Annotated in this window: 24 protein-coding genes and 1 tRNA gene; 12 read left to right on the plus strand and 13 right to left on the minus strand. The window is 71.0% G+C overall.

Annotated features, from left to right (window positions below):
• Positions 1-27 precede the first annotated feature (27 nt).
• The gene (locus ASF57_RS14870) at positions 28-1,092 is read right to left on the minus strand and encodes an SDR family oxidoreductase (RefSeq protein ID WP_056484762.1); all 1,065 of its coding nucleotides are present in this window, start codon (positions 1,090-1,092) and stop codon (positions 28-30) included.
• Between the two features lie 98 nt (positions 1,093-1,190).
• Here ASF57_RS14870 and ASF57_RS14875 point away from each other — a divergent pair, with 98 nt between their 5' ends.
• From ASF57_RS14875 to ASF57_RS14890, 4 genes are all read left to right on the plus strand, one after another.
• Entirely contained in the window at positions 1,191-1,568 is a 378-nt protein-coding gene (locus ASF57_RS14875; RefSeq protein WP_056484764.1) for a helix-turn-helix domain-containing protein, read from the plus strand.
• A 78-nt stretch (positions 1,569-1,646) separates the two neighbouring features.
• Positions 1,647-2,648, plus strand: a complete 1,002-nt coding sequence (locus ASF57_RS14880; RefSeq protein WP_056484767.1) for an asparaginase — start codon at positions 1,647-1,649, stop codon at positions 2,646-2,648.
• 143 nt (positions 2,649-2,791) lie between these two features.
• A complete protein-coding gene (locus ASF57_RS14885) occupies positions 2,792-3,064 on the plus strand; it encodes a hypothetical protein (RefSeq protein ID WP_056182116.1) in 273 nt (90 codons plus the stop codon).
• A 65-nt stretch (positions 3,065-3,129) separates the two neighbouring features.
• Positions 3,130-3,771 (plus strand): DNA-3-methyladenine glycosylase 2 family protein, encoded by a 642-nt coding sequence (locus tag ASF57_RS14890; RefSeq protein ID WP_244476954.1) that lies wholly within the window; start codon positions 3,130-3,132, stop codon positions 3,769-3,771.
• On the opposite strand, the gene ASF57_RS14895 is transcribed toward ASF57_RS14890, so the two are convergent.
• Entirely contained in the window at positions 3,772-5,208 is a 1,437-nt protein-coding gene (locus ASF57_RS14895) for an amidase family protein (RefSeq protein WP_200935879.1), read from the minus strand.
• Positions 5,209-5,212: 4 nt separating this feature from the next.
• On the opposite strand from ASF57_RS14895, the gene ASF57_RS26465 reads away from it, so the two are divergent.
• A complete protein-coding gene (locus ASF57_RS26465; protein WP_200935880.1) occupies positions 5,213-5,476 on the plus strand; it encodes a hypothetical protein in 264 nt (87 codons plus the stop codon).
• 129 nt (positions 5,477-5,605) lie between these two features.
• A complete protein-coding gene (locus tag ASF57_RS14900) occupies positions 5,606-6,544 on the plus strand; it encodes a glyoxylate/hydroxypyruvate reductase A (protein ID WP_056484769.1) in 939 nt (312 codons plus the stop codon).
• A 110-nt stretch (positions 6,545-6,654) separates the two neighbouring features.
• On the opposite strand, the gene ASF57_RS14905 is transcribed toward ASF57_RS14900, so the two are convergent.
• The 7 genes from ASF57_RS14905 to leuC all read right to left on the minus strand — a co-directional run bounded on the left by ASF57_RS14905 (position 6,655) and on the right by leuC (position 10,857).
• The gene (locus tag ASF57_RS14905) at positions 6,655-6,837 is read right to left on the minus strand and encodes a DUF3606 domain-containing protein (protein WP_056182112.1); all 183 of its coding nucleotides are present in this window, start codon (positions 6,835-6,837) and stop codon (positions 6,655-6,657) included.
• Between the two features lie 214 nt (positions 6,838-7,051).
• On the minus strand, positions 7,052-7,498 hold the full coding sequence (locus ASF57_RS14910) for a hypothetical protein (protein WP_082504011.1): 447 nt from the start codon (positions 7,496-7,498) through the stop codon (positions 7,052-7,054).
• Positions 7,499-7,738: 240 nt separating this feature from the next.
• Entirely contained in the window at positions 7,739-8,011 is a 273-nt protein-coding gene (locus tag ASF57_RS14915) for a hypothetical protein (RefSeq protein WP_056182106.1), read from the minus strand.
• 124 nt (positions 8,012-8,135) lie between these two features.
• Positions 8,136-8,411, minus strand: coding sequence for a hypothetical protein (locus ASF57_RS14920; RefSeq protein WP_056182102.1), 276 nt, complete (start codon positions 8,409-8,411; stop codon positions 8,136-8,138).
• Positions 8,412-8,767: 356 nt separating this feature from the next.
• Positions 8,768-8,941, minus strand: a complete 174-nt coding sequence (locus ASF57_RS14925) for a hypothetical protein (protein WP_056182098.1) — start codon at positions 8,939-8,941, stop codon at positions 8,768-8,770.
• A 310-nt stretch (positions 8,942-9,251) separates the two neighbouring features.
• A tRNA-Leu gene (locus ASF57_RS14930) sits at positions 9,252-9,336 on the minus strand.
• A gap of 105 nt (positions 9,337-9,441) precedes the next feature.
• On the minus strand, positions 9,442-10,857 hold the full coding sequence (leuC, locus tag ASF57_RS14935) for a 3-isopropylmalate dehydratase large subunit (protein ID WP_056485934.1): 1,416 nt from the start codon (positions 10,855-10,857) through the stop codon (positions 9,442-9,444).
• Positions 10,858-11,163: 306 nt separating this feature from the next.
• Here leuC and ASF57_RS14940 point away from each other — a divergent pair, with 306 nt between their 5' ends.
• The 4 genes from ASF57_RS14940 to ASF57_RS14955 all read left to right on the plus strand — a co-directional run bounded on the left by ASF57_RS14940 (position 11,164) and on the right by ASF57_RS14955 (position 14,105).
• Positions 11,164-12,165, plus strand: coding sequence for a 2-hydroxyacid dehydrogenase (locus ASF57_RS14940; RefSeq protein ID WP_056484773.1), 1,002 nt, complete (start codon positions 11,164-11,166; stop codon positions 12,163-12,165).
• The gene (locus tag ASF57_RS14945; protein WP_056182089.1) at positions 12,162-13,040 is read left to right on the plus strand and encodes an AprI/Inh family metalloprotease inhibitor; all 879 of its coding nucleotides are present in this window, start codon (positions 12,162-12,164) and stop codon (positions 13,038-13,040) included. Before ASF57_RS14940 ends, ASF57_RS14945 begins: the two co-directional genes overlap by 4 nt.
• A 106-nt stretch (positions 13,041-13,146) precedes the next feature.
• Positions 13,147-13,899 carry a rhodanese-like domain-containing protein gene (locus tag ASF57_RS14950; protein ID WP_056484775.1) on the plus strand — a complete coding sequence of 251 codons (753 nt, stop codon included), beginning with the start codon at positions 13,147-13,149 and terminating at the stop codon, positions 13,897-13,899.
• Complete coding sequence (locus tag ASF57_RS14955) at positions 13,896-14,105, plus strand: SlyX family protein (protein ID WP_056182084.1); 210 nt, start codon at positions 13,896-13,898, stop codon at positions 14,103-14,105. Before ASF57_RS14950 ends, ASF57_RS14955 begins: the two co-directional genes overlap by 4 nt.
• 496 nt (positions 14,106-14,601) lie before the next feature.
• Here the strand turns inward: ASF57_RS14955 and ASF57_RS14960 are convergent, their stop codons facing one another.
• Together ASF57_RS14960 and ASF57_RS14965 are read right to left on the minus strand one after the other, a co-directional pair.
• Positions 14,602-16,044: an NAD-dependent succinate-semialdehyde dehydrogenase gene (locus tag ASF57_RS14960; RefSeq protein ID WP_056485939.1), complete on the minus strand. Its 1,443-nt coding sequence runs from the start codon at positions 16,042-16,044 to the stop codon at positions 14,602-14,604.
• A 175-nt stretch (positions 16,045-16,219) separates the two neighbouring features.
• Positions 16,220-17,008 carry a class II glutamine amidotransferase gene (locus tag ASF57_RS14965; RefSeq protein ID WP_056484777.1) on the minus strand — a complete coding sequence of 263 codons (789 nt, stop codon included), beginning with the start codon at positions 17,006-17,008 and terminating at the stop codon, positions 16,220-16,222.
• A gap of 590 nt (positions 17,009-17,598) precedes the next feature.
• Here ASF57_RS14965 and ASF57_RS14970 point away from each other — a divergent pair.
• Entirely contained in the window at positions 17,599-17,991 is a 393-nt protein-coding gene (locus ASF57_RS14970) for a response regulator (protein WP_056182079.1), read from the plus strand.
• Between the two features lie 153 nt (positions 17,992-18,144).
• Here ASF57_RS14970 and rpsU read toward each other — a convergent pair whose 3' ends face one another.
• Positions 18,145-18,459, minus strand: coding sequence for a 30S ribosomal protein S21 (gene rpsU / locus ASF57_RS14975; protein ID WP_055957071.1), 315 nt, complete (start codon positions 18,457-18,459; stop codon positions 18,145-18,147).
• A 583-nt stretch (positions 18,460-19,042) separates the two neighbouring features.
• Here rpsU and ASF57_RS14980 point away from each other — a divergent pair.
• Positions 19,043-20,524, plus strand: a complete 1,482-nt coding sequence (locus ASF57_RS14980) for a PAS domain-containing methyl-accepting chemotaxis protein (RefSeq protein WP_056182077.1) — start codon at positions 19,043-19,045, stop codon at positions 20,522-20,524.
• 94 nt (positions 20,525-20,618) lie between these two features.
• Here the strand turns inward: ASF57_RS14980 and ASF57_RS14985 are convergent, their stop codons facing one another.
• Positions 20,619-25,484 carry an NAD-glutamate dehydrogenase gene (locus ASF57_RS14985; RefSeq protein WP_056485941.1) on the minus strand — a complete coding sequence of 1,622 codons (4,866 nt, stop codon included), beginning with the start codon at positions 25,482-25,484 and terminating at the stop codon, positions 20,619-20,621.
• Positions 25,485-25,954: the final 470 nt, after the last annotated feature.

Consider the following 25,954-nt stretch of genomic DNA (forward strand, 5'->3'; position numbering starts at 1 on the left):
CTGGGTGCGGACGGGACGGCGTCGGGATCACGGGATCACCCGCTCCGCCCGCAGGCGCGCGAACAGGTCGAAGAAGGCCTCGTCGGTGGCCTGATAATCGAGGAAGCCGAGGCGCCGGCTCTTGCTCATGTCGGTGACGACTTCGATCGGCCGCCCGAGATCGGCGTCGGTGTGCCAAGCCGAGGCGAGGCGGCCGAGATCGGCCTCCTTGAGGCCGTGGCGGGCGGCAAGCTCGGCCCAGAGCGGGGCGGCCCCGTCCATCTGCTGCTCCAGGGGCAGGACTTCGCCGTCGAAGGGCGCCGGCGCCACGCCGAACCACTCAGCGATCCGGCCCCACATCCAGCTCCAGCGGAAGACGTCGCCGTCGACGATGTTGAAGGCTTCGTTGCGCGCCGCCGGCGTGGTCGCGGCCCAGGCGAGCTGGCGCGCCAGGATGCGGGCGTCGGTCATGTCGGTCAGCCCGTTCCACTGCGCCGCCGAGCCTGGGAAGCGGAACGGCCGCCCGGTCTCGCGGCACAGGGTGGCGTAGACGGCCAGCGTCACGCCCATGTTCATGGCGTTGCCCAGCGCATAGCCGATGATGGTGTGCGGCCGGTGCACGCTCCAGCCGAAGCCGTCCCGCTCGGCGGCGGCGAAGACCTCGTCCTCCTGCGCGTAGTAGAAGTTCTCGACGTCGAGGCGGCCCTGATCCTCGCGAAACGGCGTCGCCGGCAGGGTACCCTTCCCGTAGGCCTCGAACGGCCCGAGATAGTGCTTGAGACCCGTGACCAGGGCAACGTGCTCGACGCCGCCATTCGGCCGGAGGGCGTCGAGGAGGTTGCGCACCATCGCGCCGTTGACGCGGATGTTCTCCGCCTCCGTCGCCTGGCGCAGCCACGTGGTGATGAAGACGTGGGTCGGACGGACCTGCGCCAGGGCGCCCTTCAGGCTGTCCGGTTCGAGAAGGTCGGCCTGGACCGGGGTGATACCCGGCAGGTCGGTGGGCGGCTTGCGGGCGAGGCCGGCGACGGACCAGCCCTCCGCAACGAGATGATGCGCGAGATTGTTGCCGACGATGCCGCTGACACCGGCGATGAGGGCCGTCCTGCTCATGATGGGTCTCCGTTTTGCGTCGAAAGGGACCTATGGAGCGGGTCCGGCCCCGACCAGACGGCACCGTTTGGGGTCATAGGCACGAGAAGGTAACCAGCATGGACCGGGGAAGTGCGGACGAGGCATGGCGCGAGGACTGCGCCCCGCGCCGGGTGCTCGACCTGTTCGCCACCAAATGGACCAGCATGGTGCTGCACACGCTCCAGGCCCGCCACGGCGGGGCGGCGCGCACCGGCGTGCTCCAGCGCAGCCTGCCGGGCATCTCGAAGAAGATGCTGACCCAGACCCTGCGCGACATGGAGGCGAGCGGCCTCCTCACGCGCCATGTGGCCGGCACGGTGCCGCCCGCCGTGGAGTATCGCCTGACGGCGCTCGGCCACCGCTTCGTCGAGCCGGTCGAACTCCTCTACGCCTGGGGCCGCACCAATGCCGACGCCCTCGACGCCCTCAAACCCCGGCCGACCTCCCGGCGCTGATTGCGTGCCAAACCCAATTCGGCAAACCTCCTGCATGCGCGGGCGTCATCGAGCGGGAACGGGTGGAGACGGACGATCATGGCGGCACGACCCAAGGTGGCCTTCATCGGAACGGGCGGGACGATCTCGTCGCTCGGGTGGGATTCCCTCGACGTCCTCGACTACACCGCCACCGGACAGCGCCTGGACGCCGAGGCGATCCTCGCGCGGGTGCCCGAGGCCCGGACCATCGCCGACATCGTGGCCGTGCCGTTCCGCGCAGTTCCGAGTCCGGCGATCGGGTTCGCCGAGTGGCGCGCCTTGGCCAATCTCTGCGCGGAGCTGGCCGGGGCGCATCCCGACCTCGCCGGGATCGTGATCGGGCACGGTACCGCCACCCTGGAGGAGACCGCCTATGCGCTCAGCCTCACCCTCGCGGTCGATTGCCCCGTGGTGATGGTGGGCGCCCAGCGCCCGATCAGCGCCCTGTCGAGCGATGCCGGCCTCAACCTCGTGGCGGCCCTGCGTACCGCCGCCGACCCGGCCTCGCGCGGACGCGGCGTTCTGGTGGTGCTCAACGACGAGATCCAGGCGGCCCGGGAGGTGACGAAAACCTCGGTCGGCCGGCTCCAGACCTTCCGGACACCGGATTTCGGCGTGCTCGGTCAGGTCGACGGCCCGGCGGTGCGCTACTACCGACGCGCGGAGCGTCGGCACGGTCCCGGCACGCCCTTCGACATTCGCGCCCTACCCACCCTGCCCCGGGTCGACGTGTCTTACGCCTATGCGGATGCGGACGGCACGGCCGTGCGCGCCTTCGTGGCGGCCGGCGCGCAGGGCCTCGTCTCGGCCGGCCTCGCGCCCGGCATGACCCCGCCGGGCGAGGCCGACGCGCTCGCGGCCGCCGTCGCGGCGGGCGTGATCGTCGTCCAGTCGACCCGGGCCGGCAGCGGCGTGGTGCCCGCCACCACGCGGTTGCGGGAGCGCGGAATCCTCAGCGCCGACAACCTGACGCCCCAGAAGGCGCGCATCCTGCTGGCCCTCGCGCTGACCGTCAGCCGCGACCCGGCGGACGTCACCGAGATGTTCGCGACCTACTGAGGAATGCGGCACCCGAAGGGTTCACCGGGACGTCTCCACGCGAATATTGCGACCTTTCCGGCTCTCGGCCGTTGATGGGACAGACCGGACCGGTCACCTAAAGCGCGATCGGCCCCCCACGCACCATCACGAGGAACCGCTTCATGAAGTCATTCGTCATTGCCACCGCCCTCCTTCTCAGCCCCGTCGCGCTGTCGGCCACGGCCCAGGCCCAGGGCACCATCCGCGGCGCCGAACGCGGCGTCGAGGACGGTAACCGCGCGGCCGGCCCGATCGGCGGTGTGGTGGGCGGCGCCGTCGGTGCAGCCACCGGCACGGTCGGGGGCGTCCTCGGCGTCGATCCGGATCGCCGCGAGGACCGGATGGAGCGCCGCGAGGAGCGCACCACGATCACCCGCGAGCGTCGCGACCGCTAGAAACCCACGGCCTCGGCCCCCGAGCGGGGCCGGGGCTCCGGCCTGTTCCTTGCTCGCCGCCCCGCATGATGCCTGAGGCCGATTCCCACGCGCACCTGCTGGCCGTGGCGCAGCGGTTGTCGATGCCGCTCTACGCGGCCCTCGCCGGCTTGGGTCCGGTCGCGATCACGCCCCCGACACACGCGCGGGTCGCCGATCGGCTCGCCCTCGAAGTGGTGAACCAGCAGCTCTCGACCAAGGCGGCGGCCGCGATCTGGTCCCGGGTCGAGGCCGCATCCGCCGCCCAGGGCCTCGCCCCGCGCGACCTCTTCGTTGCCGAGCACACCGAGACGCTGCGCAGTTGCGGCCTCTCCGCCGCCAAGGTCCGGGCCGTCCAGGCGATCAGGCTGGCAGACGAGGCGGGCCTGTTCGGCCCCTCGCTCGCCACCCTGCCCCACCCGGAACGGTCCGCGATCCTGCGCAGCATCAAGGGCGTCGGACAATGGACCGCCGACATGATCGGCATCTTCCACTACGGCGACCCGGACATCTGGCCGGCCGGCGACGTTGCCGCCGTGGGGTGCCTCCGGCGCCTGACCGACGGCACCGCTACCCAAGCCTTCGATACCCGGGCCTTCACGGCCCCCTTCGCCCCCTACCGGTCCCATCTCGCTGTGTCGCTGTGGCGGCTCCGGGATGGAGTGCCGGCCCCGACCGTCGCGGTCTGATCAGCGCCCATCCGACGCCGTCAGCGGCGGCGTGCTGGCCGGGGCCCGGCGCAGCTTCGTCGCCTGCTCGAAGGCGTAGGCAAGGCCGAGCAGCTTCGCCTCGCTCCAGGGCCGCCCGAGCAGATCCATGCCGATCGGAACGCCGTCCGGCGCCGTCGCGCTCGCGGCCGAGAACCCGGCCGGCACGTCGATGGCCGGGAAGCCCGTCAGCCCGGCGACGATGCCGTTGCGGTCGGCCTGATTCAGTTCGCCGATCGGCACCACCAGCCGCTTCTGCAGCGGATAGACCAGGGCGTCGAGGGTCTGGGCCTCGAACACCGCTGCCACATGCGCCTTGAAGGCGGCGATCCGTCCGAGCCGCGCCGCGTATTCGGGATCGGCCATTCCGTCCGCCCGCGCCTCCGCGCCGGTCAGGAACTTTTCGAGTGCGGCGCGATGGAATTGGCCCGAGGCGAGAATGCCGGCCAGATTCGTCTGCGGCGCATTCGGGATGGTGGCGAGGTAGGCGTTCATCAGAGCCTTGAACTCGTAGGTCTGGACGTCGTCGTCGCGGTTCAGCGCATCGGCCTCGAAGGCGGGATCGTCGACGGTCACCAGGGTGGCGCCGGCCGCCGCGAGGGCATCGAGCGCCTGGCGCATGACGCGATTGACCTCGGCGTGCTCGGGCTTCGTGCCGAACAGGGCGGTGACGACCCCGAGGCGCGCGCCCTTCAGGGCATCGGGCTTGAGCGCATCGGCATAGCGCTCCGGAACCCGGCCGGCCGCCGCCGCGGTGAGCGGATCGGCCGGATCGGCGCCCGCCATGGCCTGCAGCAGCGCCGCCGCGTCCGCGACCGTGCGGGTGATCGGCCCGATCGCATCCTGCGTCTTCGAGACCGGCATGATGCTCGCGAGGCTGATCAGCCCTTGCGTGACGCGCAGGCCCACCAAATTGTTGGCCGAGGCCGGCGAGCGGATCGAGTTGACCGTGTCGCTGCCGAGGCCCCCGAGGGCGAAATCGGCCGCGATGCCGGCGCCGACGCCCCCGCTCGAGCCGCCGGGGGTCCGGGTCAGGTCGTAGGGGTTTCGCACTTGGCCGCCCAGCGAACTGACCGAGACGCCCCCGAGGGCGAATTCCTGCATGTTCGCCTTGGCGAGCACGATGGCGCCGGCCGCGCGCAGCCGGGCGACGGCGGTCGCGTCCCGCGCCGGTTGCGCCCCCTCCAAGGACGCCGAGCCGCCGGTCGTCGGCACCTCCGCCGTGTTGTAATTGTCCTTGAGCAGCAGGGGCACGCAGCCGAGAGGCTTGGAGGCGCCGGCAGCCCCGACAGCGCGGTCGGCGTCGTAGGCCTGCGCCTGCGCCAGGGCGTTCGGGTTCACCGCCCGGATCGCGCGCAGAGCCGGCCCGGCCTGATCGTAGGCGGCGATGCGGTCGAGATAGGCCTGGACCAGGCCCACGCAGGTGATCCGCCCGGAGGCCAGCGCCTGCCGCACCTCGGCGATGGAGGCCTCTTCGACGGCGAACGCCCCAGGCGGTCCGCCCTGCGCCGCGGCCGGCGAGACCGGCAGCGCCAGGCAGATCGCGACGGCGATCGGCAGTCTCCGAGGGGACGAGAGCCTGAAGACCGAGGAGAATCGGGAGATGGGAGAAAATCCGGAGATGGAAGAAAATCCGGAGATGGAAGAAAATCGGGAGACGGACGAAGAAATGGACATGTATCCCTGACGGTCAGATTGCGACGCGTTCCATGAGGCATGCATCATACCAGCTTCCTCGCCGCGCCAAGCCGCCCGTAAAGATGCCGCCCGTGAAGATGCCGCCCGTGAAGATGCCGCCCGAGAGAAGCCCCCGGCCATGACGTCTCCCCTGGTCCTCGTCACCAGCCTGCCCCCGGACGAGAACGCAGCCTGGCGCGACTGCCTCGCCCGGGCCATGCCGGCGGAGCGCATCCTCGAGCCCGAAGCGATCTCCGATGCGGGCGCGGTGGAGATCGCCATCGTGGCGAACCCGGTGCCCGGATGGGCCTGCGCCTTCCCGCATCTGCGCTGGGTCCAGAGCCTGTGGGCCGGTGTCGACCGCCTGCTCCGCGATCCCGCCCTGCCCGACGTGCCGGTCCGGCGCCTCGTCGATCCGACCCTGGCACGCGCCATGGCGGAGGCGGTGGCGGCGGCCGTGCTGTCTTGGCACCGGGATTTTCCCCGCTACGCGGCCCAGCAGCGCGCCGGACTCTGGCGCCAGCACCCGGTTCGACCGGCCAGCGCCCGGCGGGTGACGATCCTGGGCCTGGGCGAGATGGGCCGGGCCTCGGCCGAATTGCTCCGGGCGATCGGCTTCCCGGTCCAGGGCTGGAGCCGGTCGGGCCGGCCCGCCGGTGCGATCCCGGTCTCGTCCGGCCCGGAGGGATGGGCCGCGTGCCTCGCGGAGGCCGATATCCTCGTCAACCTCCTGCCCCTGACGCCCGAGACCCACGGCATCCTCGATCGGTCCGCCTTCGCGTGCCTGCCCGAGGGGGCGGCCCTGGTGAATTTCGGGCGCGGCGCGCACGTGGTCGAGGACGACCTGATCACCGCCCTGGCGACGGGCCGCCTCGCGCATGCGATCCTCGACGTGTTCCCGGAGGAGCCGCTGGCCGAGACCCATCGCCTGTGGTCGCAGCCCGGCGTGACGATCCTGCCCCATGTCGCCGCGCCGACCAGCCTGGACTCCGCCGCCGCCATCGTCGCCGAAACGGTCGCCGCATTCCGCCGGACCGGACAGGTGCCGGTGGGAATCGACCGCGGGCGCGGATACTGAAACCGCGCCGTCGCAAACCTCGGGGCGGCGATCGGCGCGCCCAGACGTCTTCGTTTGTCTTGTCGGGATGACCGGTTTCCACCGATCCCCGACAAACTCTGGCGCTTCCTCTAACGCTTCTTGCCGAGTTCGGCCGCGATGTCCTTGGTCATCCGCCCGACCTTGCGGTGCGCCGCCGTGATCTGGTCCTGGGTGACGCCCCAGCGCTTCATCCAGAACTCCACGGCCTTCCGCTCGGAGAGGTCCAGGCGCTCCTTGTCGATGAAGCCGCGCTTGTCCTTGAGGCCAGCCATGATTGCTCCTGTGGGGCGGAGAATGCTCCTGTGAGATCGGACCCGTGTCGGCCCGCGAGGGCGCGCGGTCAAGCGGTCCCGAAGGCGCGCGGCGCGCCCGCCGGCCCGGCCGGCGGGACGATGCCCTGCGGGCGAAGACTCCGCGAATCCGAACGAAGCCGCCGGGTTCGTACCCGACGGCTTCGGGCTCGGTGCGCCCCGCCCGTCTCTCCGCCTACCAGCGGCCGTCGCCATGCGGTCGGTCGCAATCCCGGCCGAAGCCATATCCCTCGGAATGGTATCCATACCCCGCGCGGCGATAGCCGTACCCCTCGGGGCGGTCGTACCCCTCGAATCGATCGTGGTCGAAGCGCGCGCGACGCGGATACCGGTAGACCGGCGCGTCGGCGAAGTCGTCTTGCGGGACCACCCGGGCGGGGCGATAGCGGACCACCGGGGGTACGGCGTCGTCATATCCGTAGACCGGCGCGGGACGGGCATAGCCATAGCCGTCAACCGGGGCCGCCTGCGAGACGGCGGCCCCCAGGAGGGCGCCGGCGGCGAGCCCCCCGATGAGGCCGGCCGCGACGGCACCCCCACCGCCCCGGGCCTCAGCCTTCGGCGCTCCGAGGGCGCCGGCGGCAACGAGCGCCGCGGCCGTCAACGCTGCAAACCTGTTCATCGCCGAACCCCTGATGCTTCGCCCAAAGCCGCGCCGAGACCCGCGCCAAAACCGGCCTGCGGCCCAGCCGGGGATGTCCCGGCCGTGAGGAAGACATTGGCAGATCCACGCTGCATCGCGGCTGAAGCGCCCCGGCAGCATCCGTTCAGGTTCGGGCGGGCGGTGGCGATGGCGCGGAGCACCGCGCAGGCGGACGGGACTCCGCCCTGGCGCGGGGGACGAGACCGAATTCGGACGCCGTCAGTGGAGCGTGCCGCCCCCTCGCTCGGGTTCGGGGACCGGCTGCTCGATGAGCGCCTCGCTCAGGGGAAATTCAAGGATGATCTCCCGCGCTTCGTCCTCCACGAACAGGACGGCGGTGAGGAGCGCGGGGTCGCTGTCGGCGCCCTGAAGCAGTTGCCGGGCGAGAATCCGAGCGGCGTCCCAGGCTGCATCGGCGCTCGCCAGCTCTCGGCCGTCCGGGTCCACCACCACGTCGTCCCCGATATGCGTGTGGAAGAAGTAGCGTTGCATGCGAAGCCCGTCCCTTGCCCGTCGCGAGACCATCCGGGTGGCCCGCCTCCGCAACCGAGATGGGGATCGGCACGGCCGAACCCCAGCCTTCGGCCCAGCCGCGCCTGTCCGGTCCGCTGAATCGTCAGCGCGTGGGGGCGCTGGTCCCCTTGCCGGCCGCGCCCGGTGACGCTCCCGAGCCTGCATCGTTGGCCCCGGTGCTGTTGGCCGTGCCCGAGCGGCTCTTGTCGCCGGTCGAAGGGCCGCTTCCCGCCGCACCGGGCGAGGCGCCGGCGCCGGCGTCGTTCGGGCCGGTGCTGTTGAGGGTGCCCGACCTGGTGGTCCCGGAGCCCCCTTCGGCGGCGATGGCCCCCGAGGACAGGACAAGCGTGGTGGCGAGCGCAAGCGCGACGGCCTTCATGGTCTCTCTCCCTGATGTTTGGCGTGAAGCACGCCCAGGGTAACGCCGGGCCCAGCTGCGATGTTCTGGCACCGCCCCCCTGCGCCGAGGCCCCATGGCCGCGCATCACCCGGGTCGATGCCCCGGGATGCCGAGCGCGGCCCTGCCGCCACGCGGACGAGCCTCGCAAAAGAGGCCGCTCCCGGACAGGAGCGGCCCAAGTCGAAGGAGGAACACCCACGCGGGTGCCGCACGCGACGCAAAGGGGGGCGTGGGTCGCGTGCTGCGCGGCAACAGAGTTCGCCACGCCCCGTTCCACGTTCCGGGCACAAGGTTGCTTTTCGGGTGTTCGCGCGCCGTCGCCTCGAACGGGGCCGTTACGGCGCCGCGCCGTCCGCCTTCTCCTGGAGCGCCGCATCGTACCCGGCGGTCCACTGCCCATGCGCTTCGGTGCCCTCCGCATAGGGGCAATCCTCACGGCGCAGGCCCTTGCCGGGTGCGTAGAAGCCCAGGGCGTAATGGTCGAGATTGTCGTCTGGCGGCTCGGTCATGGGAAGCAAGGTAGGGCGCCGGGTGGCCGCTCCAAGCGGCTTTCCGCTGGATTGGGAACGCAATCGCGACAGACCGGTGTCGGACCTTCGCGGACCGAGCGCGCGCAAGGTCCATCGCCAAGACTATCCGCGAGCGTCCTGCCGGCCGCGTTTCAGTTATCTCGGCCAGATGCGCGCCAAGTGCGATAACGAGTTCTAAATCGGAATACTTGATCGAACCGGGTGTCGGACCGACCCCGTCTCACAGCGAGCCTGCGCTCAAACCTTATCGATCACATGTGTTTTGCGGATCAGCGGCTGAGCCAGCTGATGGTGCCCAGGAAAGGACTCGAACCTTCACCTCTTGCAAGACTGGTACCTGAAACCAGCGCGTCTACCAATTCCGCCACCTGGGCTCGTCGGGGCCGCTTGCGGCGCCGACGCGGATTTCGTTTAGGCGGGGTGGGGCCGGTCGTCAATCCGGATTGTGCGGGATTTTCGACCGGCCCTTCGATTGTGGCTCAGGCCTCGCTGCGCCACTCGCGGATGTCGACGAAGCGGCCGGCCACCGCCGCCGCCGCCGCCATGGCGGGGGAGACGAGGTGGGTGCGGCCGCGATGGCCCTGGCGGCCCTCGAAGTTGCGGTTCGAGGTCGAGGCGCAGCGCTCGTTGGGGCTCAGGCGATCGGCGTTCATGCCGAGGCACATCGAGCAGCCCGGCTCGCGCCAGTCGAACCCGGCCGCCTTGAGGATGCGGTCGAGGCCTTCGGCTTCCGCCTGTTGCTTCACGAGGCCGGACCCCGGCACCACCATGGCCGAGACGTTGGCGTGGACCTTGCGGCCCTCGACCATCTGGGCCACCGCCCGCAGGTCCTCGATCCGGCCGTTGGTGCAGGAGCCGATGAACACCCGGTCGAGGGTGATGTCGGTGATCTTCGTGCCGGGGGTCAGGCCCATATAGTCCAGGGCCTTCTCCTTCGACTGGCGCTTGTTCTCGTCGGCGATCTGGGCCGGGTCGGGCACGGCGCCCGAGATCGAGACCACGTCCTCGGGGCTGGTGCCCCAGCTGACGATGGGCGGCAGATTGGCGGCGTCCAGGCGCACCTCGCGGTCGAAATATGCGCCCTCGTCGGTGACCAGGCTCTCCCAGTAGGCCCTGGCGCGGGCGAAGGCCTCGCCCTTGGGCGCCTTCGGCCGGCCCTCGACATAGGCGTAGGTGGTCGCGTCCGGCGCCACCAAGCCGGCGCGGGCGCCGCCCTCGATCGACATGTTGCAGATCGTCATCCGGCCCTCCATCGAGAGGGCGCGGATGGCCGAGCCGGCATATTCGATGACGTAGCCGGTGCCGCCGGCCGTGCCGATCTCACCGATGATCGCCAGGATGATGTCCTTGGCCGTCACGCCGGGCGGCAGGGTGCCGTCGACGCTGACGCGCATGTTCCTGGCCTTCTTCTGCAGCAGCGTCTGGGTGGCGAGCACGTGCTCCACCTCCGAGGTGCCGATGCCGTGGGCGAGCGCCCCGAAGGCGCCGTGGGTCGAGGTGTGGCTGTCGCCGCACACGATGGTCTGGCCCGGCAGGGTGAAGCCCTGTTCCGGCCCGATCACGTGGACGATGCCCTGGCGGCGATCCAGCGCGTCGTAGAACTCGATGCCGAAGTCGCGCACGTTCTCGGCCAGGGCCTCGAGCTGGATGCGGCTTTCCGGGTCCTCGATGCCGAAGCGGCGATCGGAGGTCTGCACATTGTGGTCGACCACCGCGAGGGTCTTCTCGGGATGGCGCACCCGGCGCCCGGCCACCCGCAGACCCTCGAAGGCCTGGGGGCTGGTGACTTCGTGGACGAGGTGGCGGTCGATGTAGAGGAGCGTGGAGCCATCGGGCTCGACATCGACGACGTGGTCGTCCCAGATCTTGTCGTACAGGGTGCGCGGCGCGGTCATGGCGTGGCTGTTCTGGTTGTTCGTCAAAAACGGATCGGCGTGTTCCTTTAGTAGTGTTCCAAGGCGCGCAGCGAAAGGTGCCTCGCGCGAAACCGCGGCGTTGCTTGCATCGGGCGGATGGCAGCCCGGAGGCGGCCGCATGAAGCCCGCGCAGCGTGAAAAGAGCCCGCGCAGCGCGCGATGATCCCACCCGGTGCTGTTCGGGCAGGTCACTGGACCGGTCCGGACCGCGCGCCTAAAGCTGTCGCCAACGTCCCCGGTCCGGGGGCCGCGCCCTCACAAGACACCGTCGCCGAGATCCGCCGCATGCAGCCCGTCGACATCCTGATGCTGAAAGCGATGCATCCCGACGTCATGGACGCCGTCGCGCAGCGCTTCACCCTGCACCGCCTCGACACCGCCCCCGACCCGGATAGGTTCCTGGCCGAGATCGGCCCGCGCATCCGCGGCCTCGCAACGGGCGCGCAGGCGCCGGTCGACCGGGCCCTGCTGGCGCGCCTGCCCGGCCTCGCGATCGTGGCGAGCTTCGGGGTCGGCTACGACACCATCGACACGGCGGCGGCGGCCGAACGCGGCATCGTGGTGACCAACACCCCGGACGTGCTCACCGACGAGGTGGCCGACCTCGCCGTCGGTCTGCTGCTGGCGACCGTCCGTCAGATCCCCCAGGCCGACCGGCACCTGCGCGCCGGGCACTGGCCGAGCCGGACCTACCCGCTCACCCCGACCCTGCGCGGGCGCACCGTCGGCATCCTCGGTCTCGGGCGGATCGGGCGCGCCATCGCGCGCCGCCTCGAAGGCTTCGGCGTCGCCCTCGCCTATCACGGCCGCCGGCCGCAAGCCGACATGCCCTACGCCTACCACCCCACCCTCCTGGGTCTGGCCGAGGCCTCCGACGTGCTCCTGGTGGTGGCGCCCGGCGGCCCGGACACCCACGGGATCGTCGACGCGGCGGTGCTGGCGGCGCTCGGGCCGCAGGGCCTGCTCATCAACGTCGCCCGCGGCAGCCTCGTCGACGAACCGGCGCTGATCCGGGCGCTGCAGGCGGGCACGATCCTGGGCGCCGGCCTCGACGTCTTCGCGCGCGAGCCGCACGTGCCGCCGGACCTCGTGGCCATGGATCAGGTGGTGCTGCTGCCGCATGTGGGCTCGGCCTCCGTCGAGACCCGGGCCGCCATGGGCCGGCTCGTGGTCGACAACCTGACGGCGTTCTTCGACGGCCGGGGGCCGCTGACCCCCGTGCCCGAGACCCCCGTGCCCAAGCCCCCCGTACCCGAGACCTCCTGGACCGTGGGGACCCGCGCATGAGCCGCGCCGTCGTGGTCAGCCGCGCTCTGCGCCTCGCCGGCTTGAGCGCCACGCTCCTCGTCCCGGCCCTGCCCGCCGCGAGCCAGGAGACGGCGCCCGGACTGGCCGAGCCGGCGACGCCGGCAGAACAGGCGAGTTCCGCCGCCGGCACGCCCTTCGTCGAGAGCCTGCCGCGCGACATCGCCGGGGTGCCGGGGACCTGGGACCTGTCGCGCGACGGCAGCACCCGGCGCTGCGTCCTGACCCTGTCGGGCGCGAGCGGGCCGGCCGGGCGACGCCTGTCCTTCCCGGCGGGGTGCCGCCGCGCCCTGCCGATCCTCAACGGCGTCGCCGGCTGGCTGTTCGCGGACGGCAACCTCCGGCTCGTCGACAAGGATGTCCGGCCGGTGCTGCAATTCGCCGCCCGGGTCGATGCCCGCAGTCTGGTGGCGGCCGCGGGCGAGGAGCATTTCAGCCTCGTGCCGCTCCAGATCGTCGCGATGGTGCCGCCGACCGATGCGGTGCCCACCAGCCCCGGCGCCGGCAGCGCCGCCCCGGACGCCCGCAGCGCCGCGCCGGCCCAGCCCGAGCCGGCCGGCGACGCCCCGGCGCCCGGCATCTATGCCCTCGACCGCTACCGCGAGCAGGACGTCTGCCGCATCGCCCTGACGCCCGGCACCGCGCCGGCCCCGGTCCGCATCCTCGATTCCTGCCGCGACGGCGGCCTCACGGTGTTCGATCCGGTCTCCTGGCGCTTCGCCAACGGACACTTGACCCTCAACGCCCGCCGCGGCCACGCCGTGAACCTGATCGCCGCCGGCGACGGGCGCTGGCGCCGCGACCCGGAGGTCGGCACCACCTTCGTGCTGCGCCGGGTCGAGGGCGCGGCCCCGTAGGTCCTCGTCTCTGATACTTCCGCCCCGAGTTCTTCCACCCCGAGTTCTTCCACCCCGAGTTCTTCCGCCCCGAACGCCTCCCGAAGTCCCGCGATTGCCCGACCCGATGCCCCTCACCGTCGCCGCCCTGTACAAGTTCGTCGCCCTGCCGGACGTCGCCGCGCTGCAGGCCCCGCTCCAGGCCCTGTGCGAAGGGTTCGGGATCACCGGCACCCTGCTGCTGGCGCCGGAGGGCCTGAACGGCACGGTGGCGGGCTCGGCCGAGGCGATCGCGGGCTTTCTCGCCGCGCTCCAGGCCGGACCGCCGTTCGGCGACCGCCTGCACGGCCTCGAATGCAAGCTGTCCCGGGCCGAGGCGCCGCCGTTCCGGCAGCTCAAGGTCCGGGTCAAGCGCGAGATCGTCACCTTCGACGACGGCGCCACCGATGCGGCCGCCGGCGCCGGCACCCCCGTGGCGCCGGAGGCCTGGAACGCGCTTCTCGACACGCCCGGCCTGCTGCTGATCGACACCCGCAACGCCTTCGAAGTCGCCCTCGGCAGCTTCCCCGGCGCGGTCGATCCGGGCATCACCCGGTTCAGCGCCTTTCGCGATTACGTCGACGGCCTCGATCCGGCGGCGCATCCTCGGGTCGCCATGTTCTGCACCGGCGGCATCCGCTGCGAAAAGGCCGGCGCCTACATGCGCGCGAAGGGGTTTGCCGATGTGCGCCATCTGGCCGGCGGCATCCTGCGCTACCTCGAGACGGTGCCGGAGGCCGAGAACCGCTGGACCGGCGACTGCTTCGTCTTCGACGGCCGCATCGCCCTGGGGCCTGCCCTGGTGGAGCGGCCCGACCACGCCCCGGAAACCCTGCGATGACCGACCTCTCCGCCCGCATCGACGCCCTGGAGATGCGCCTGACCGAACAGGACGTGGTGATCGACGACCTCAACACCACGATCACCGCCCAGTGGCGCCAGATCGACGCCCTCACCCGGCAGATCGCCAAGCTCGTCGAGGAAGTGGAGCAAGCCTCCCACCGCCCCGGCTCGGGCGCACCGGAACCCCCGCCGCCGCATTATTGAGCGGTCGGGCATCCGGCGACCTCATCCGCCCGCACGGGATGGGCGCAATCCGCGGGTCGATGTCGCGCAAAGCCGGCGCGCGCAGGCCACGGCAGCCAAGGAACAATCGGCAGCACCCCGTCATCCCGGGGCCGCGGAGCGGAGCCCGGGATCCAGACACGCAGGTGATACACGACTTTGCACGGTCAGCGGCTCTGGATTGCGCGCCGCTGGCGCGCCCCTTCGGGTCCGGGCTCGCCTGCGGCGCCCCGGAATGACGGTGCGGTGCCCTCTGCCGCTGCGTTGCCTGTGAAAAGCGCGCCCCCAGTCGGGCGGCACCCGACCGTTCCCTCCTCCGTCGCCCCTATTGTCGCCTCATCAGCGGCCGGCCACGTCCGCTTCGGGAGGCCGAAGGCTGCGCGGGGCCCCTCTGCTTCCCGGAGAGGGGGCAAGTCGGGGCGCGCATCGATCGTCTCCCTGCCACAGAGGGGGCAGGGACGACCCGCGACTTCGCCCCCTACCCCCCGACGCTCGCCTGGCTGACGAACTTCGTCGTCAGGTAGGCCTCCAGCGCCTCCGAGCCGCCCTCGCTGCCGTAGCCGGATTCCTTGACGCCGCCGAACGGTGTCTCGGGGAAGGCGAGGCCGTGGTGATTGATGCCGACCATGCCGCTCTCGATCCGGGCGGCGGCTTCGACGGCCCGGGCCGCCGAGCGGGTATAGGCGTAGGCGGCCAAGCCATAGGGCAGCCGGTTGGCCTCGGCATAAGCGGCCGCGTCGTCGGAGAAGCGCTGGATCAGCGCCACCGGGCCGAAAGGCTCCTCGTTCATGATGCGGGCGCTCACCGGCACGTCGCACAGCACGGTCGGTGCGAAGAAGGTGCCGCGATTGCCGATGCGCTGGCCGCCGGTGCGCAGCGTGGCACCCTGCGCCACGGCATCGGCGCAGAGCGTTTCCATGGCCTCCAGGCGGCGGGCATGGATGAGCGGCCCCATGGTGGTCTCGGGGTCGAGCCCGTCGCCGACCTTGCGGCCCTCGGCGAAGGCCACGAAGCCATCGCGAAACCGGTCGTAGACGGAGTCGTGCACCAGCATCCGGGTCGGCGCGACGCAGACCTGGCCGGCATTGCGGAACTTGTTGGCGCCGAGCACGGCCACGGCTTTGTCCACGTCGGCATCCGCGAACACGATCGCGGGCGCGTGGCCGCCAAGCTCCATCGTCGCCCGCTTCATGTGGCGCCCGGCCAAAGCGGCGAGTTCCTTGCCCACCGGAGTCGAGCCGGTGAACGACATCTTGGCGATGACCGGATGCGGGATGAGGTAGCCGGAGATCGCGGCCGGATCGCCGAACACGAGGGAGAGCACGTCGCCGGGCACCCCGGCATCGAGGAAGGCCCGGATCATCGCGGCGCAGCTCGCCGGCGTGTCCTCCGGTCCCTTCAGCACCACCGAGCAGCCGGCGCAGAGGGCAGCCGCCACCTTGCGCACCGCCTGGTTGATCGGGAAGTTCCAGGGCGTGAAGGCGGCCACCGGCCCGACCGGCTCGCGCAGCACCATCTGGACGACGCCGTCCGCCCGCGCCGGGATGATGCGGCCATAGGCCCGGCGCCCTTCCTCGGCGAACCAGTCGGTGACGTCGGCCCCGGCCAGGATCTCGACCCGCGCCTCGGCCAGCGGCTTGCCCTGTTCCAGGGTCATGATGCGGGCGATGGCCTCGACCCGCTCGCGCAGAAGATCGGCGGCGCGGCGCAGCACCTTCGCGCGCTCGAAGGCCGAGACCCTGCGCCAGAGGGCAAAGCCGCGCGCGGCGGCCGCCAGCGCCCGGTCGAGATCGTCGCGGGTCGCGACCGCCAGCGTGCCCAGGCTCTCGCCGGTGGCCGGGTTCAACACCGGCAGGGTCTCGGCGCCGGACCCGTCGGTCCAGCTCCCGGCGATGTGCAGCGTCACGTTCGGATACGTCATCGGCGGCTCCCGCATGGCGATGGAGCCGGTTTGTCCGCCCATCCCGCGCCGCCCGCAACCCTTATCCCGCGATGGCTGGGGCGCCTGACGCGGGAAGCCGCGGGACGCATCACGCTGCACCGACGACTCACCCTGCCGTGGATCGCGCCGCCGCGGATCGCGCGGCCGAGTCCCTTCAGGCGGCGATGCGCTCGGCGGCGCTGGCGCCGGTGACGACGACGGAGCCGCCGATTCGCGCCTGCAGGGTGGCGCCCTTCGGCACCACGGTCCAGCCGTCGCGGCAGCCGTCGATCGGCTCCGAAACGACGACGAGGCCGGTGTCGGTCTGGCGGTAATACAGGCTGGGCGGGCTGCTGTCGCAGGCCCAGCGGAAGGCCGTGAGGGTGTCGCCATCGGTGACGACGGCGGTGAAGCGCAGGGGCTCGGTCGCCTCGGCGGCCCGCATCAGCTCGCGCACCGTGGCCAAGGTCTTGTGCATGGCGCCGACCGGGTCCTCCGCGAGGCCGTTGGCCAGGGCCAGCAGGAAGATCGCCTCGGAATCGGTGCTGCCGCGTCGCTGGTCGTAGAGCGCGTCGGGGATCAGCGCCTCGATCCGGCGCTTGATGCGCCCGTAGCCGCCGATCTGGCCATTGTGCATGAACAGATGCCGACCGTGGGCGAAGGGATGGCAGTTCGCCCGGGTGGTGGCGGTGCCGGTCGAAGCCCGCACATGGGCGAAGAACATCCGCGCCCGCACCTGCTGGCAGAGGTTGACCAGATTCTCGTCCGACCAGGCCGGGCAGACGTCGCGGTAGAGGCCGGGATCGACCCGCTCGCCGTACCAGCCGATGCCGAACCCGTCGCCGTTGGTTTCCGTCTTCGCCTCGGCCGCGTGGAGCGACTGGTGGACCAGCGAGTGCGTCGGTGCGCAGACGAGGTCGGTCAGGAAGACCGGCTCACCGGAATAGGCGAGAAAGCGGCACATGACGGACAAACACCCCCTGATCCCAATGACCCGCCGAACCGCCCGCCGCCCCTAGGGCAGCGTCCGTCTCATGCAACCACGTCCACAGGCTCGCTGGTCAGGTTCGAGCGAACAGGGTGAATGCATCGTTAACGTGAGCACCGGTCTCGACCTCCTGCGAGGCGAGCCATGCAAGAGACGCACCGCTCTCGCGCCGGGAGGGGCGAGCCGCCCCCATCCACTCCCCCCATCCTCATCACGGGAGCCCGGCGGGAATGCGGCGAAGACCGATTTTTCGACCGCGGGAACCACAGAGCCGACTCAGCGATTCGGATTCTGATCGGTCAGACTGTGCCGATCAGCCTCTCGCCGTTCAAACGCTCGCCATTGGGACTCTTGCCGATCACACCGTGGCGGCGCAGCATCACTGCGAAAGAATCAGCGCCGCGACAGGGTCGCGACGGACAGGATCACCGCGAATTCCGTCGGCACGGGCCGCAGACAGCCGTCCGCCGACCGTGTGCTGCGTCACGTTCATCCCGGCTCATTGCCCGGCGCCCGTTCCCGCGCCCCTTTCGTTCAGAAACCCAGATGCCCGACGAGGAGACTCCATGGATCGCTCACACACCCCCTGCCCGATCGCCCTCGTGGTCGAGGACGACGCCGACGTCCGCAATCTCGCCACCGCGGTTCTGGAGGAGAGCGACCTCGACGTGATCGCCTGCGACACGGCCGAGGCCGCGATCTCGGTGCTGGAGCGCTCCGGCGGCAACGTCGCCCTACTCTTCGCCGACGTGCGCCTCGGCTCCGGCATGGACGGCATCGCCCTCGCGAGCACCGTCGAGCGGCGCTGGCCGGACGTCCGGGTGGTGCTCACCTCGGGTGGCGATGCGCGCGGCGGCGGCAGCCTGCCGGCCCAGGCGGTCTACATGCAGAAGCCGTGGCGCGCCCTCGATGTGCTGGTCCAGGCCGAGCACGCCGCCGAGGCAGCCCGGGCCGCCTGAGACGAGTCCTCCCGGACGGGTCAACCCACGCGAAAAAGCCCGGCCACGCGAAAAAGCCCGGCCGCCGAGCGGCCGGGCTTTTTGCAGATCGATGGGACACGCAAGGCGACGGCGCGGGGCGGGCGATACGTCCCGCCGCGCCGCGCTGCGGCGTCAGGCGTTGCCGGCGGGCGGCAGCACGGTCGGGGCCGTCGGGGCGAACGGCGAACCACCCGGACGACGCGGCGCACCGGCACCGAAACGGGGCTTCGGCTTCGGCGCGGCGATCAGGCCCTCGCGGATCGCGGTCTTGCGAGCCTGCTTGCGGGCGCGGCGCACGGCCTCGGCCTTCTCACGTGCCTTGCGGACGGAGGGCTTCTCGTAAGCCTTGCGCTGCTTCATCTCGCGGAAGATGCCCTCGCGCTGCATCTTCTTCTTCAGGACGCGGAGGGCTTGGTCGACGTTGTTGTCGCGAACGAGTACCTGCAACGGTTTCAATCCTCTGAAACGGTGTTTGTTGGGCGGCGCCGACCCTTGAGACCCGAACGGAGCCCCGCGATGCGAACTGCAAAACGTCCCGGACCCAGGATTACCCCGGGCGGGACGTCCGTCAGACGGCCTCGAATCGGCGCAGAAACTGCACTTGGGGCAGGCTCATACACCAACCGCCCGCGAGTTCCAACACGCCTTGCGACGGGTCGACGGCATTGTGGCGCTCGGAGTGCGCCGCCGGTCGGCGCCGGGTCGCGCCCGGCACGGCACGGGGATGCTGAGAACAGACGCCGGACATCCTGAAGGATCGCAGTTCTCAAGCGACAGGACAGTGCTGAATCGCTGCGCCGGAGCCTTTATCGTCCGGATGAAGATTTGGATTGATCGCCCACAGCTTTCCCGCAGTGAACGTTGAGGTTCGGAACCGACCTTTGGTTGCTGCATCGTCACGAAACCCGGCCCAATTTTCCAATAATTAATTTTTGTATGCAACATTCCTTGAGCAACACGGCCGCTCTTCGGACGGGACGGCGCGCAGTTGCGGCATGAATCCTTCAGGGTTCTCACGTTGGGGCGACGGATGTTGGGTCTGCGGAACAAGGCGTCGGTTGAGACGGACGCGAAGCTGGCGGCCCTGGACAAGTCTCATGGCATCATCGAATTCAATCTCGACGGAACCGTCATCACCGCCAACGAGAACTTCCTGGCGGTGATCGGTTACCCGCTGGCCGAGATCCGGGGCCGGCACCACAGCCTGTTCGTCGCGCCGGGCGAGCGCGACGGCGCCGCCTACGCCGCGTTCTGGGCGAGTTTGCGCGCGGGCACCTATCAGGCCGCGCAGTACCGCCGCATCGCCAAGGGCGGGCGCGAGGTCTGGATCGAGGCGTCGTACAACCCGATCCTCGACCGCGCCGGCAAGCCCTACAAGGTCGTCAAGTTCGCCACCGACATCACCCGGCAGAAGATGCAGGACGCCGACCGCGAGGGTCAGATCGCCGCCCTGCACAAGGCCCAGGCGGTGATCTCGTTCTCCCTCGACGGGGTGGTGCTCGAGGCCAACCCGAACTTCCTGGCGGCGGTGGGCTACAGCCTGCCGGAAATCGTCGGCCAGCATCACCGCATGTTCGTGCGGCCGGAGGAGCGCGACAGCCCCGCCTATGCGGCGTTCTGGGCGAGCCTGCGCGCCGGCACGTATCAGGCCGCGCAGTACCGCCGCATCGCCAAGGGCGGCCGGGAGATCTGGATCGAGGCCTCCTACAACCCGATCCTGGACGCGGCCGGGCGCCCCTACAAGGTCGTCAAGTTCGCCACCGACATCACCGCCCAGGTCACCCTCCTCGACGACCTGAGACGGCTGATCGCCCAGAACTTCGGCGAGATCGACAGCGCCGTGCTGTTGTCCAACACCCAGACGCGGGACGCCGAGACGGCGGCCGGCACGACCGCGGACAACGTCCAGACCATGGCGGCGGCCTCCGAGGAACTCGCCGCCTCGGTCGCCGAGATCTCGCAGAGCATGACGCATTCGCGCGCCGCCACCGAGGCCGCCCAGGGCCAGGTCGCGGCGGCCGCCGCCGAGACCCGGCGGCTCACCGACGCCGCCAGCGCGATGACCGGCATCGTCGGCCTGATCCAGAGCATCGCCGGCCAGATCAACCTGCTGGCGCTCAACGCGACGATCGAATCGGCCCGGGCCGGCGAGGCGGGCCGGGGCTTCGCGGTGGTGGCGCAGGAGGTGAAGAATCTCGCCAACCAGGCGGCCCGCGCCACCGAACAGATCGCGGCCGAGATCGACAACGTCCAGGCCGTCTCGAAGGAGGTCGGCGACGCCCTCCAGACCATCCAGGGCTCGGTGGCCCAGATCGGCGACTATGTCGTCAGCACCGCGGCGGCGGTGGAGGAGCAGAGCGTCGTCACCCAGGACATGTCGGGCAACATGCAGCACGCCGCGAGCGCGGTGGCGGCGATCTCCCAGAACATCCAGGCGATCGCGCAGTCCATCGGCGACGTCTCCCGCGCGGTCGGGACCACGAAAGACGCGGCGCGCGTCCTCGCGCGTTAGAGATCCTCGCACGTTAGAATTTGTCAGGGATCAGGGGAAACCGGTGATCCCGACCAGACAAACGAAAACGAAAGACTCGCGAAAACGAAAGACTCTAGCCGGCCATCGCCCCGCCCTTCGGCCGCGCCAGATCCGCGAGCAGGCTCGCCGCCACCGTCGCCTTGGAGACCGTGAGGCCGGAGGCGGTCACCGCCTCCAGGGTGGCGCGGGCCTGGTCGAGGGCGGCGCCCCGGCTCCGGCTCCAGGCCTCCACCGCGTCCGCGCCGGCCCCCACGGCGCCGACGATCTCGGCGGTGAGTTGCCGGTGCGCGGTGGCGATGGTGGCGATGGCGCGTTCCAGGGCGATGCGGTCGTAGGTGTCGCCGGTGGCGACCGCCCGGGCCGCGCCGGTGAGGTCCGAGAGCTGGAGCGCCCGGTCGAGGGCGAAGTGGGTCGCGGCGATCTCGGGCATGGCCCCGCCGCCGGTCTCGGCGATGCGTACGATGTCGGGGGCCGAGGTCAGGGTGGTCAGGGCCGCCAGACGCCGGGCCGGCGCCTCCGCCATCCCGAGCCCGACGAGTTCGGCTTCGCGGGCGGCGAGTTGCCGGTTCACCGCCTCGCCCATCACCGCCGGCAGAGCCGCCTGTAGGGCGCTGATGCCCTCGCGGTAGCGGGCGACGATCGGGGCGACGCTGCCCGAGAGGTCGAGGTTGCGCAGGAACCAGACGATGCGGCCGACGAGGAGGTCCTGCACCTCGGCGTAGAGGGCGATCTGCGCCTGTCCGCCGATGGCGCCGGCGAGCCCGTCGATGGCGAGATTCAGCTCCATCAGCCCGTAGGCGTCGCGGGTGATGGCGTAGGCCTTGGCGATGGCGCTCGCATCCGCCCCCGTCTCCTCGACGAGGCGGGTGACCAGCGAGGGGCCGCCGCGATTGACGATGATGTTGGAGAGCGCGGTGCTGATGATCTCGCGCCGCAGGCGGTGGCCGTTGACCGCGTCGGGGAAGCGCTGGCGCAGGGCGGCGGGGAAGTAGCGCTGCAGCTCGCGGTCGAAATAGGGGTCGTTCGGGGCGGTGCTCGCCAACAGGGCGTCGTAGAGCGCGAGCTTGGCGTAGGCGAGAAGCACCGCGTATTCCGGCCGGGTCAGCCCCTCGCCCTTGCGCATGCGTTCGGTGATCGCCGCATCGTCCGGCAGCAATTCGACAGTGCGGTCGAGGCGCCCGTCCGCCTCCAGCGCCTGCATGGTCCGCATGGCGAAGCCCGTCTCGGACAGGCCGCGATGCTGGGCCAGCGACAGGGCCAGCGTCTGGAGCTGGTTGTTGCGCAGCACCAGGGCGGCGACCTCGTCGGTCATCGCCACCAGGAGGGCGTTGCGGTCTTGCCCGCCGAGGCGGCCGTCACGCTCCGGACTCATCAGAGCGATCTTGATGTTCACCTCGACGTCGGAGGTGTTGACCCCGGCCGAATTGTCGATGGCGTCGGTGTTGAGGCGGATGCCGTGGCGGGCCGCCTCGATGCGCCCGCGCTGGGTCGCCCCGAGATTGGCGCCCTCCCCGATCACCTTCGCGCGCAGCATGGCCCCGGTGATGCGCACCGCGTCGTTGGCCCGGTCTCCGGCCTCCTCGTCGGATTCGGTGGTGGCGCGAATATACGTGCCGATGCCGCCGAACCAGAGCAGGTCGACCGGCGCCGTCAGGATCGCCTGCATCAGGTCGGCCGGCGTCGCCTCGGCGTCCGCGATTCCCAGCACGTCCCGGATCTCGGGCGAGAGCGGAATGGTCTTCAGGCTGCGGGCGAAGACCCCGCCGCCGGGCGAGATCAGGCCGGCATCGTAGTCGCGCCAGGACGAGCGCCCGAGGTCGAACAGGCGTCGGCGCTCGGCGAAGCTCGCGGCCGCGTCGGGGTTGGGGTCGAGGAAGATGTCGCGGTGGTCGAAGGCGGCCACGAGGCGCAGGGTGCGCGACAGCAGCATGCCGTTGCCGAACACGTCGCCGGACATGTCGCCGACGCCCGCCACCGTGATCGGGTCGCTCTGGGTGTCGATGTCCATCTCCAGGAAGTGGCGCTTCACCGCCTCCCAGGCGCCGCGCGCGGTGATGCCCATGCCCTTGTGGTCGTAGCCCTGGCTGCCGCCCGACGCGAAGGCGTCGCCGAGCCAGTGGCCGCGCTCCGCCGAGAGGGCGTTGGCGATGTCCGAGAAGGTGGCGGTGCCCTTGTCGGCCGCCACCACCAGGTAGGCGTCGTCGGGATCGTGCCGCACCGTGTCGGCCGGCGGCGCGATGGCGTCACCCACGATGTTGTCGGTGAGTTCGAGCAGCGTGCGGATGAAGATCCGGTAGCTCGCGGTGCCCTCCTCCATCCAGGCCTGACGGTCGGAGGCCGGCGGCAGGCGCTTGGGAAAGAAGCCGCCCTTGGCGCCCACCGGCACGATCACGGCGTTCTTCACCTGCTGGGCCTTCACCAGCCCGAGCACCTCGGTGCGGAAATCCTCCGGCCGGTCGGACCAGCGCAGGCCGCCGCGCGCCACGTAGCCGAAGCGCAGGTGCACGCCCTCGACGCGGGGCGCATAGACGAAGATCTCGAAGAGCGGCCGCGGCAACGGCATGCCGCTGACCCGGGCGCAGGCGAACTTGAAGGCCAGGGCCTCGCGGCGTCCGCCCCCCGGCGCGACCTGGAAGAAGTTGGTGCGCAGGGTCGCCTCGATCAGGTTGACGAAGCGGCGCAGGATGCGGTCCTCGTCGAGGCTGGTGACGGCGGCGAGCGCCGTCTCGATTTCGGCGCGGATCTCCGCCTGCCGGGCCTCCCGATCGCCCACCAGCGTCGGATCGAACCGGGCCTCGAACAGGGCGACGAGGGACCGGGCGACGTCCGGATGCGCGCCGAGGGTGGCGGCGAGGTAGTCCTGGCCGTAGCGGATGCGGAGCTGGCGCAGGTAGCGGCCATAGGCCCGCAGCACCGACACCGCGCGCCAGGGCAGCTCCGCCTCCAGCACGAGGCGGTTGTAGCCGTCGGATTCGGCCGATCCCGTGCCCAGCGCCAGCAGGGCGTCCTCGAGCAGAGTCTCGAGGCGGCCGAGATCGATGGCGGCGCCGGTGGCGCGCTCGAGCAGCATGTCGTGCAGCCAGACCCGGGAGCCTTCGTCGGTCCCGGGGGGCAGGATGCGATAGGTCCGCTCGTTGATGACGCGGAAGCCGAGATTCTCCAGCACAGGCACCCGCTCGGAGAGCGACAGCGACGCCCCGCGCGAAAACACCTTGAGGCGGATCTGCGCATCCGGGTCGGAGGCGCGCCGGCCGATATCGGCGGCGCGCGGGCGCTCGGGGCTCAGGCGCTCCAGGGTCATGATGTCGGCGATGGCGACGCGCGGAGCGAAGCTCTCGCGATAGGCCGCCGAGAAGGCCTCGCCGTAGCGGGCCGCCAGGGCGCGGGCCTCCGGCCCGTCGAGGGTTTCGGCGAGCGCGACCCGCAACGCGTCGCCCCAGGTGCGCACCAGGGCGGCGATGCCGGCCTCCAGGGCGGCCGGATCGCGCTCGGGCGCGCCGGATTCGGGCAGGCCGATGATGAAGTGGGTGCGCGCCAGCGGCCCGTCCGGGAAGTAGGGATAGGCCGCCGAGAGCCGGCCGCCATACTCGGCGGCGAGGTAGGCGCCGATCCGCGCCCGCACGGTGGAATCGTAGCGGTCCTTCGGCACGTAGACCAGGAGCGAGACGAAGCGGCCGAAGCGGTCGGGCCGCGACAGCACCCGCAGGCGCGGCCGGTCGGCGAGATGCGCGATGGCGAGGCTGAAGCGGTAGAGCCGGTCGGCATCGATCTGGAACAGGTCGTCGCGCGGATAGGTCTCCAGCACGTCGAGGAGGCCGCGCCCCGCATGGCTCATCGGGTCGAGGCCGGCGCGGGCCGCCACCCGCGCCACCTTTTCGCGAAGATAGGGAATCTCGCGGGTCGGCAGGGTGTAGGCGCTGGCGTTGAACAGGCCGACGATGCCGACCTCGCCGGTGAGCCGGCCGTCGGGGCTGAACAGCTTGCAGGCGACGTAGTCGAGATGGGCCGCGCGGTGGACCCGCGACTTCACGCTGGCCTTGGTGATGATGAGCGCCTGCGGGCCTTCGAGGAAGGCGCGGATCTCGGGGGTCATGTCCACGAGGGCGCCGCCGCGCCGCAGCACCGCCACGGCCGGATCGCGCAGCAACCCGAGGCCCGAGCCCTCGACCAGGGAATGCTCGTCGCCGGCCAAGCCGTGCTCGCGCAGGCCGAGCAGGGTGAAGTGCCCCTCGCCGAGCCAGGCCAGGAAGGCGCGGGCCTCCGCCACCTCGCTCTCGGGCAGGGGCGGCGGAGCGGCGGCATAGGATGCCGCCATGGCCGCGAGGCGGGCCGCCATGGCGGCGTGATCGTCGGTGGCCAGCGCCACATCGCGAAACACCCGCGTCAGGCCGTCGACGAGGCGGGTGCGGGCCGCGTCGTCGTCGAGCCGGTCGAGATGGATATGGATGAAGCTTTCGCGGGCGAACCCGGCCTGAGTGTCGGCGGTGGTCTCGCCGACCACCCGGATCAGGGCGCCGGCCGCGTCGCGCTCGACGCCGAGGATCGGGTGGGCGACGAGGTGGGGGGCGAGCCCCTGTTCGGTCAGCTCAGCCAGGGCCGAATCGAGCAGGAAGGGGCGGTTGTCGTTGACGATCTCCACGATGGTGAGATCGCGGGCACGGCCCTCGCGGACGACGACCCGGTCGCTGACGGACAGGTTGGCCGGCGCGCCGGGATGGCGGCCTCGCGCCAGATGCGCGCGCGCCGCCAGGGCGAGGTCGGCGAGATCCTGCGCCGGATAGGGCGACAGGTCCTCGGGCGGCACCCGTCCGAACAGGTCGGTGACGAAGCCGCCGGGGCCGCCCTGCGCGGCGACCCGCTCGGCGGCGGCCCCGAGGAGATCGGTGCGGGCGCCCCGGGCCTGGGGGCTGGAGAGCGCGGCATTCCGTTCCAGAGCCATGGTGTTCCGTGTCCTTGCGTCGGTGCGGCCGGCCCGCGTCGAGACGAAGAAGCCCGACCCGGCCGTCGCGGCCCGTCGAATCCGGACGCACTTGAGCATCGGTGCCGATGGGTGGCCAGAGCGCGCCCCCCGTTCCATCCCCTGCAAACCGCGCAGGAGGCTACGACCCATGATCGATGTCAGGCTTTCCGGTCACGCCGCCGCATCGACCCACAATAATGCAAAGCTGGGTTGCATAATATGCATGTCGATCGCAAGAGGCGAGCAGGGTGCCGCGCCGGAGCCTGTCCTGACGGGTGGCGGAGCGTGACAATCAGCTCAGTCGTCGGAATCACACGAAGATCAATGAGTCTGCCGACTCGGTATCGCCGATTGAAAGTTGCGATCTCGATCCAATACCCCCGACAGGTGGTAGGTCGTTGTGAGATTAAGCAGCTAAAAATACGAATAATCACTTTTTTTTGAAAACA

Origin of the sequence: Methylobacterium sp. Leaf117, assembly GCF_001422985.1 — a bacterium.
Lineage (GTDB): Bacteria > Pseudomonadota > Alphaproteobacteria > Rhizobiales > Beijerinckiaceae > Methylobacterium.

What these genes read in the sequence shown, in the direction of transcription:
- ASF57_RS14870 (WP_056484762.1), bottom strand. Translation starts at nt 1,092, where the DNA reads ATGAGCAGGACGGCCCTCATCGCCGGTGTCAGCGGCATCGTCGGCAAC.
- ASF57_RS14875 (WP_056484764.1), top strand. Translation starts at nt 1,191, where the DNA reads ATGGACCGGGGAAGTGCGGACGAGGCATGGCGCGAGGACTGCGCCCCG.
- ASF57_RS14880 (WP_056484767.1), top strand. Translation starts at nt 1,647, where the DNA reads ATGGCGGCACGACCCAAGGTGGCCTTCATCGGAACGGGCGGGACGATC.
- ASF57_RS14885 (WP_056182116.1), top strand. Translation starts at nt 2,792, where the DNA reads ATGAAGTCATTCGTCATTGCCACCGCCCTCCTTCTCAGCCCCGTCGCG.
- ASF57_RS14890 (WP_244476954.1), top strand. Translation starts at nt 3,130, where the DNA reads ATGATGCCTGAGGCCGATTCCCACGCGCACCTGCTGGCCGTGGCGCAG.
- ASF57_RS14900 (WP_056484769.1), top strand. Translation starts at nt 5,606, where the DNA reads ATGACGTCTCCCCTGGTCCTCGTCACCAGCCTGCCCCCGGACGAGAAC.
- ASF57_RS14905 (WP_056182112.1), bottom strand. Translation starts at nt 6,837, where the DNA reads ATGGCTGGCCTCAAGGACAAGCGCGGCTTCATCGACAAGGAGCGCCTG.
- ASF57_RS14910 (WP_082504011.1), bottom strand. Translation starts at nt 7,498, where the DNA reads ATGAACAGGTTTGCAGCGTTGACGGCCGCGGCGCTCGTTGCCGCCGGC.
- ASF57_RS14915 (WP_056182106.1), bottom strand. Translation starts at nt 8,011, where the DNA reads ATGCAACGCTACTTCTTCCACACGCATATCGGGGACGACGTGGTGGTG.
- ASF57_RS14920 (WP_056182102.1), bottom strand. Translation starts at nt 8,411, where the DNA reads ATGAAGGCCGTCGCGCTTGCGCTCGCCACCACGCTTGTCCTGTCCTCG.
- ASF57_RS14925 (WP_056182098.1), bottom strand. Translation starts at nt 8,941, where the DNA reads ATGACCGAGCCGCCAGACGACAATCTCGACCATTACGCCCTGGGCTTC.
- leuC (WP_056485934.1), bottom strand. Translation starts at nt 10,857, where the DNA reads ATGACCGCGCCGCGCACCCTGTACGACAAGATCTGGGACGACCACGTC.
- ASF57_RS14940 (WP_056484773.1), top strand. Translation starts at nt 11,164, where the DNA reads ATGCAGCCCGTCGACATCCTGATGCTGAAAGCGATGCATCCCGACGTC.
- ASF57_RS14945 (WP_056182089.1), top strand. Translation starts at nt 12,162, where the DNA reads ATGAGCCGCGCCGTCGTGGTCAGCCGCGCTCTGCGCCTCGCCGGCTTG.
- ASF57_RS14950 (WP_056484775.1), top strand. Translation starts at nt 13,147, where the DNA reads ATGCCCCTCACCGTCGCCGCCCTGTACAAGTTCGTCGCCCTGCCGGAC.
- ASF57_RS14955 (WP_056182084.1), top strand. Translation starts at nt 13,896, where the DNA reads ATGACCGACCTCTCCGCCCGCATCGACGCCCTGGAGATGCGCCTGACC.
- ASF57_RS14960 (WP_056485939.1), bottom strand. Translation starts at nt 16,044, where the DNA reads ATGACGTATCCGAACGTGACGCTGCACATCGCCGGGAGCTGGACCGAC.
- ASF57_RS14965 (WP_056484777.1), bottom strand. Translation starts at nt 17,008, where the DNA reads ATGTGCCGCTTTCTCGCCTATTCCGGTGAGCCGGTCTTCCTGACCGAC.
- ASF57_RS14970 (WP_056182079.1), top strand. Translation starts at nt 17,599, where the DNA reads ATGGATCGCTCACACACCCCCTGCCCGATCGCCCTCGTGGTCGAGGAC.
- ASF57_RS14980 (WP_056182077.1), top strand. Translation starts at nt 19,043, where the DNA reads ATGTTGGGTCTGCGGAACAAGGCGTCGGTTGAGACGGACGCGAAGCTG.
- ASF57_RS14985 (WP_056485941.1), bottom strand. Translation starts at nt 25,484, where the DNA reads ATGGCTCTGGAACGGAATGCCGCGCTCTCCAGCCCCCAGGCCCGGGGC.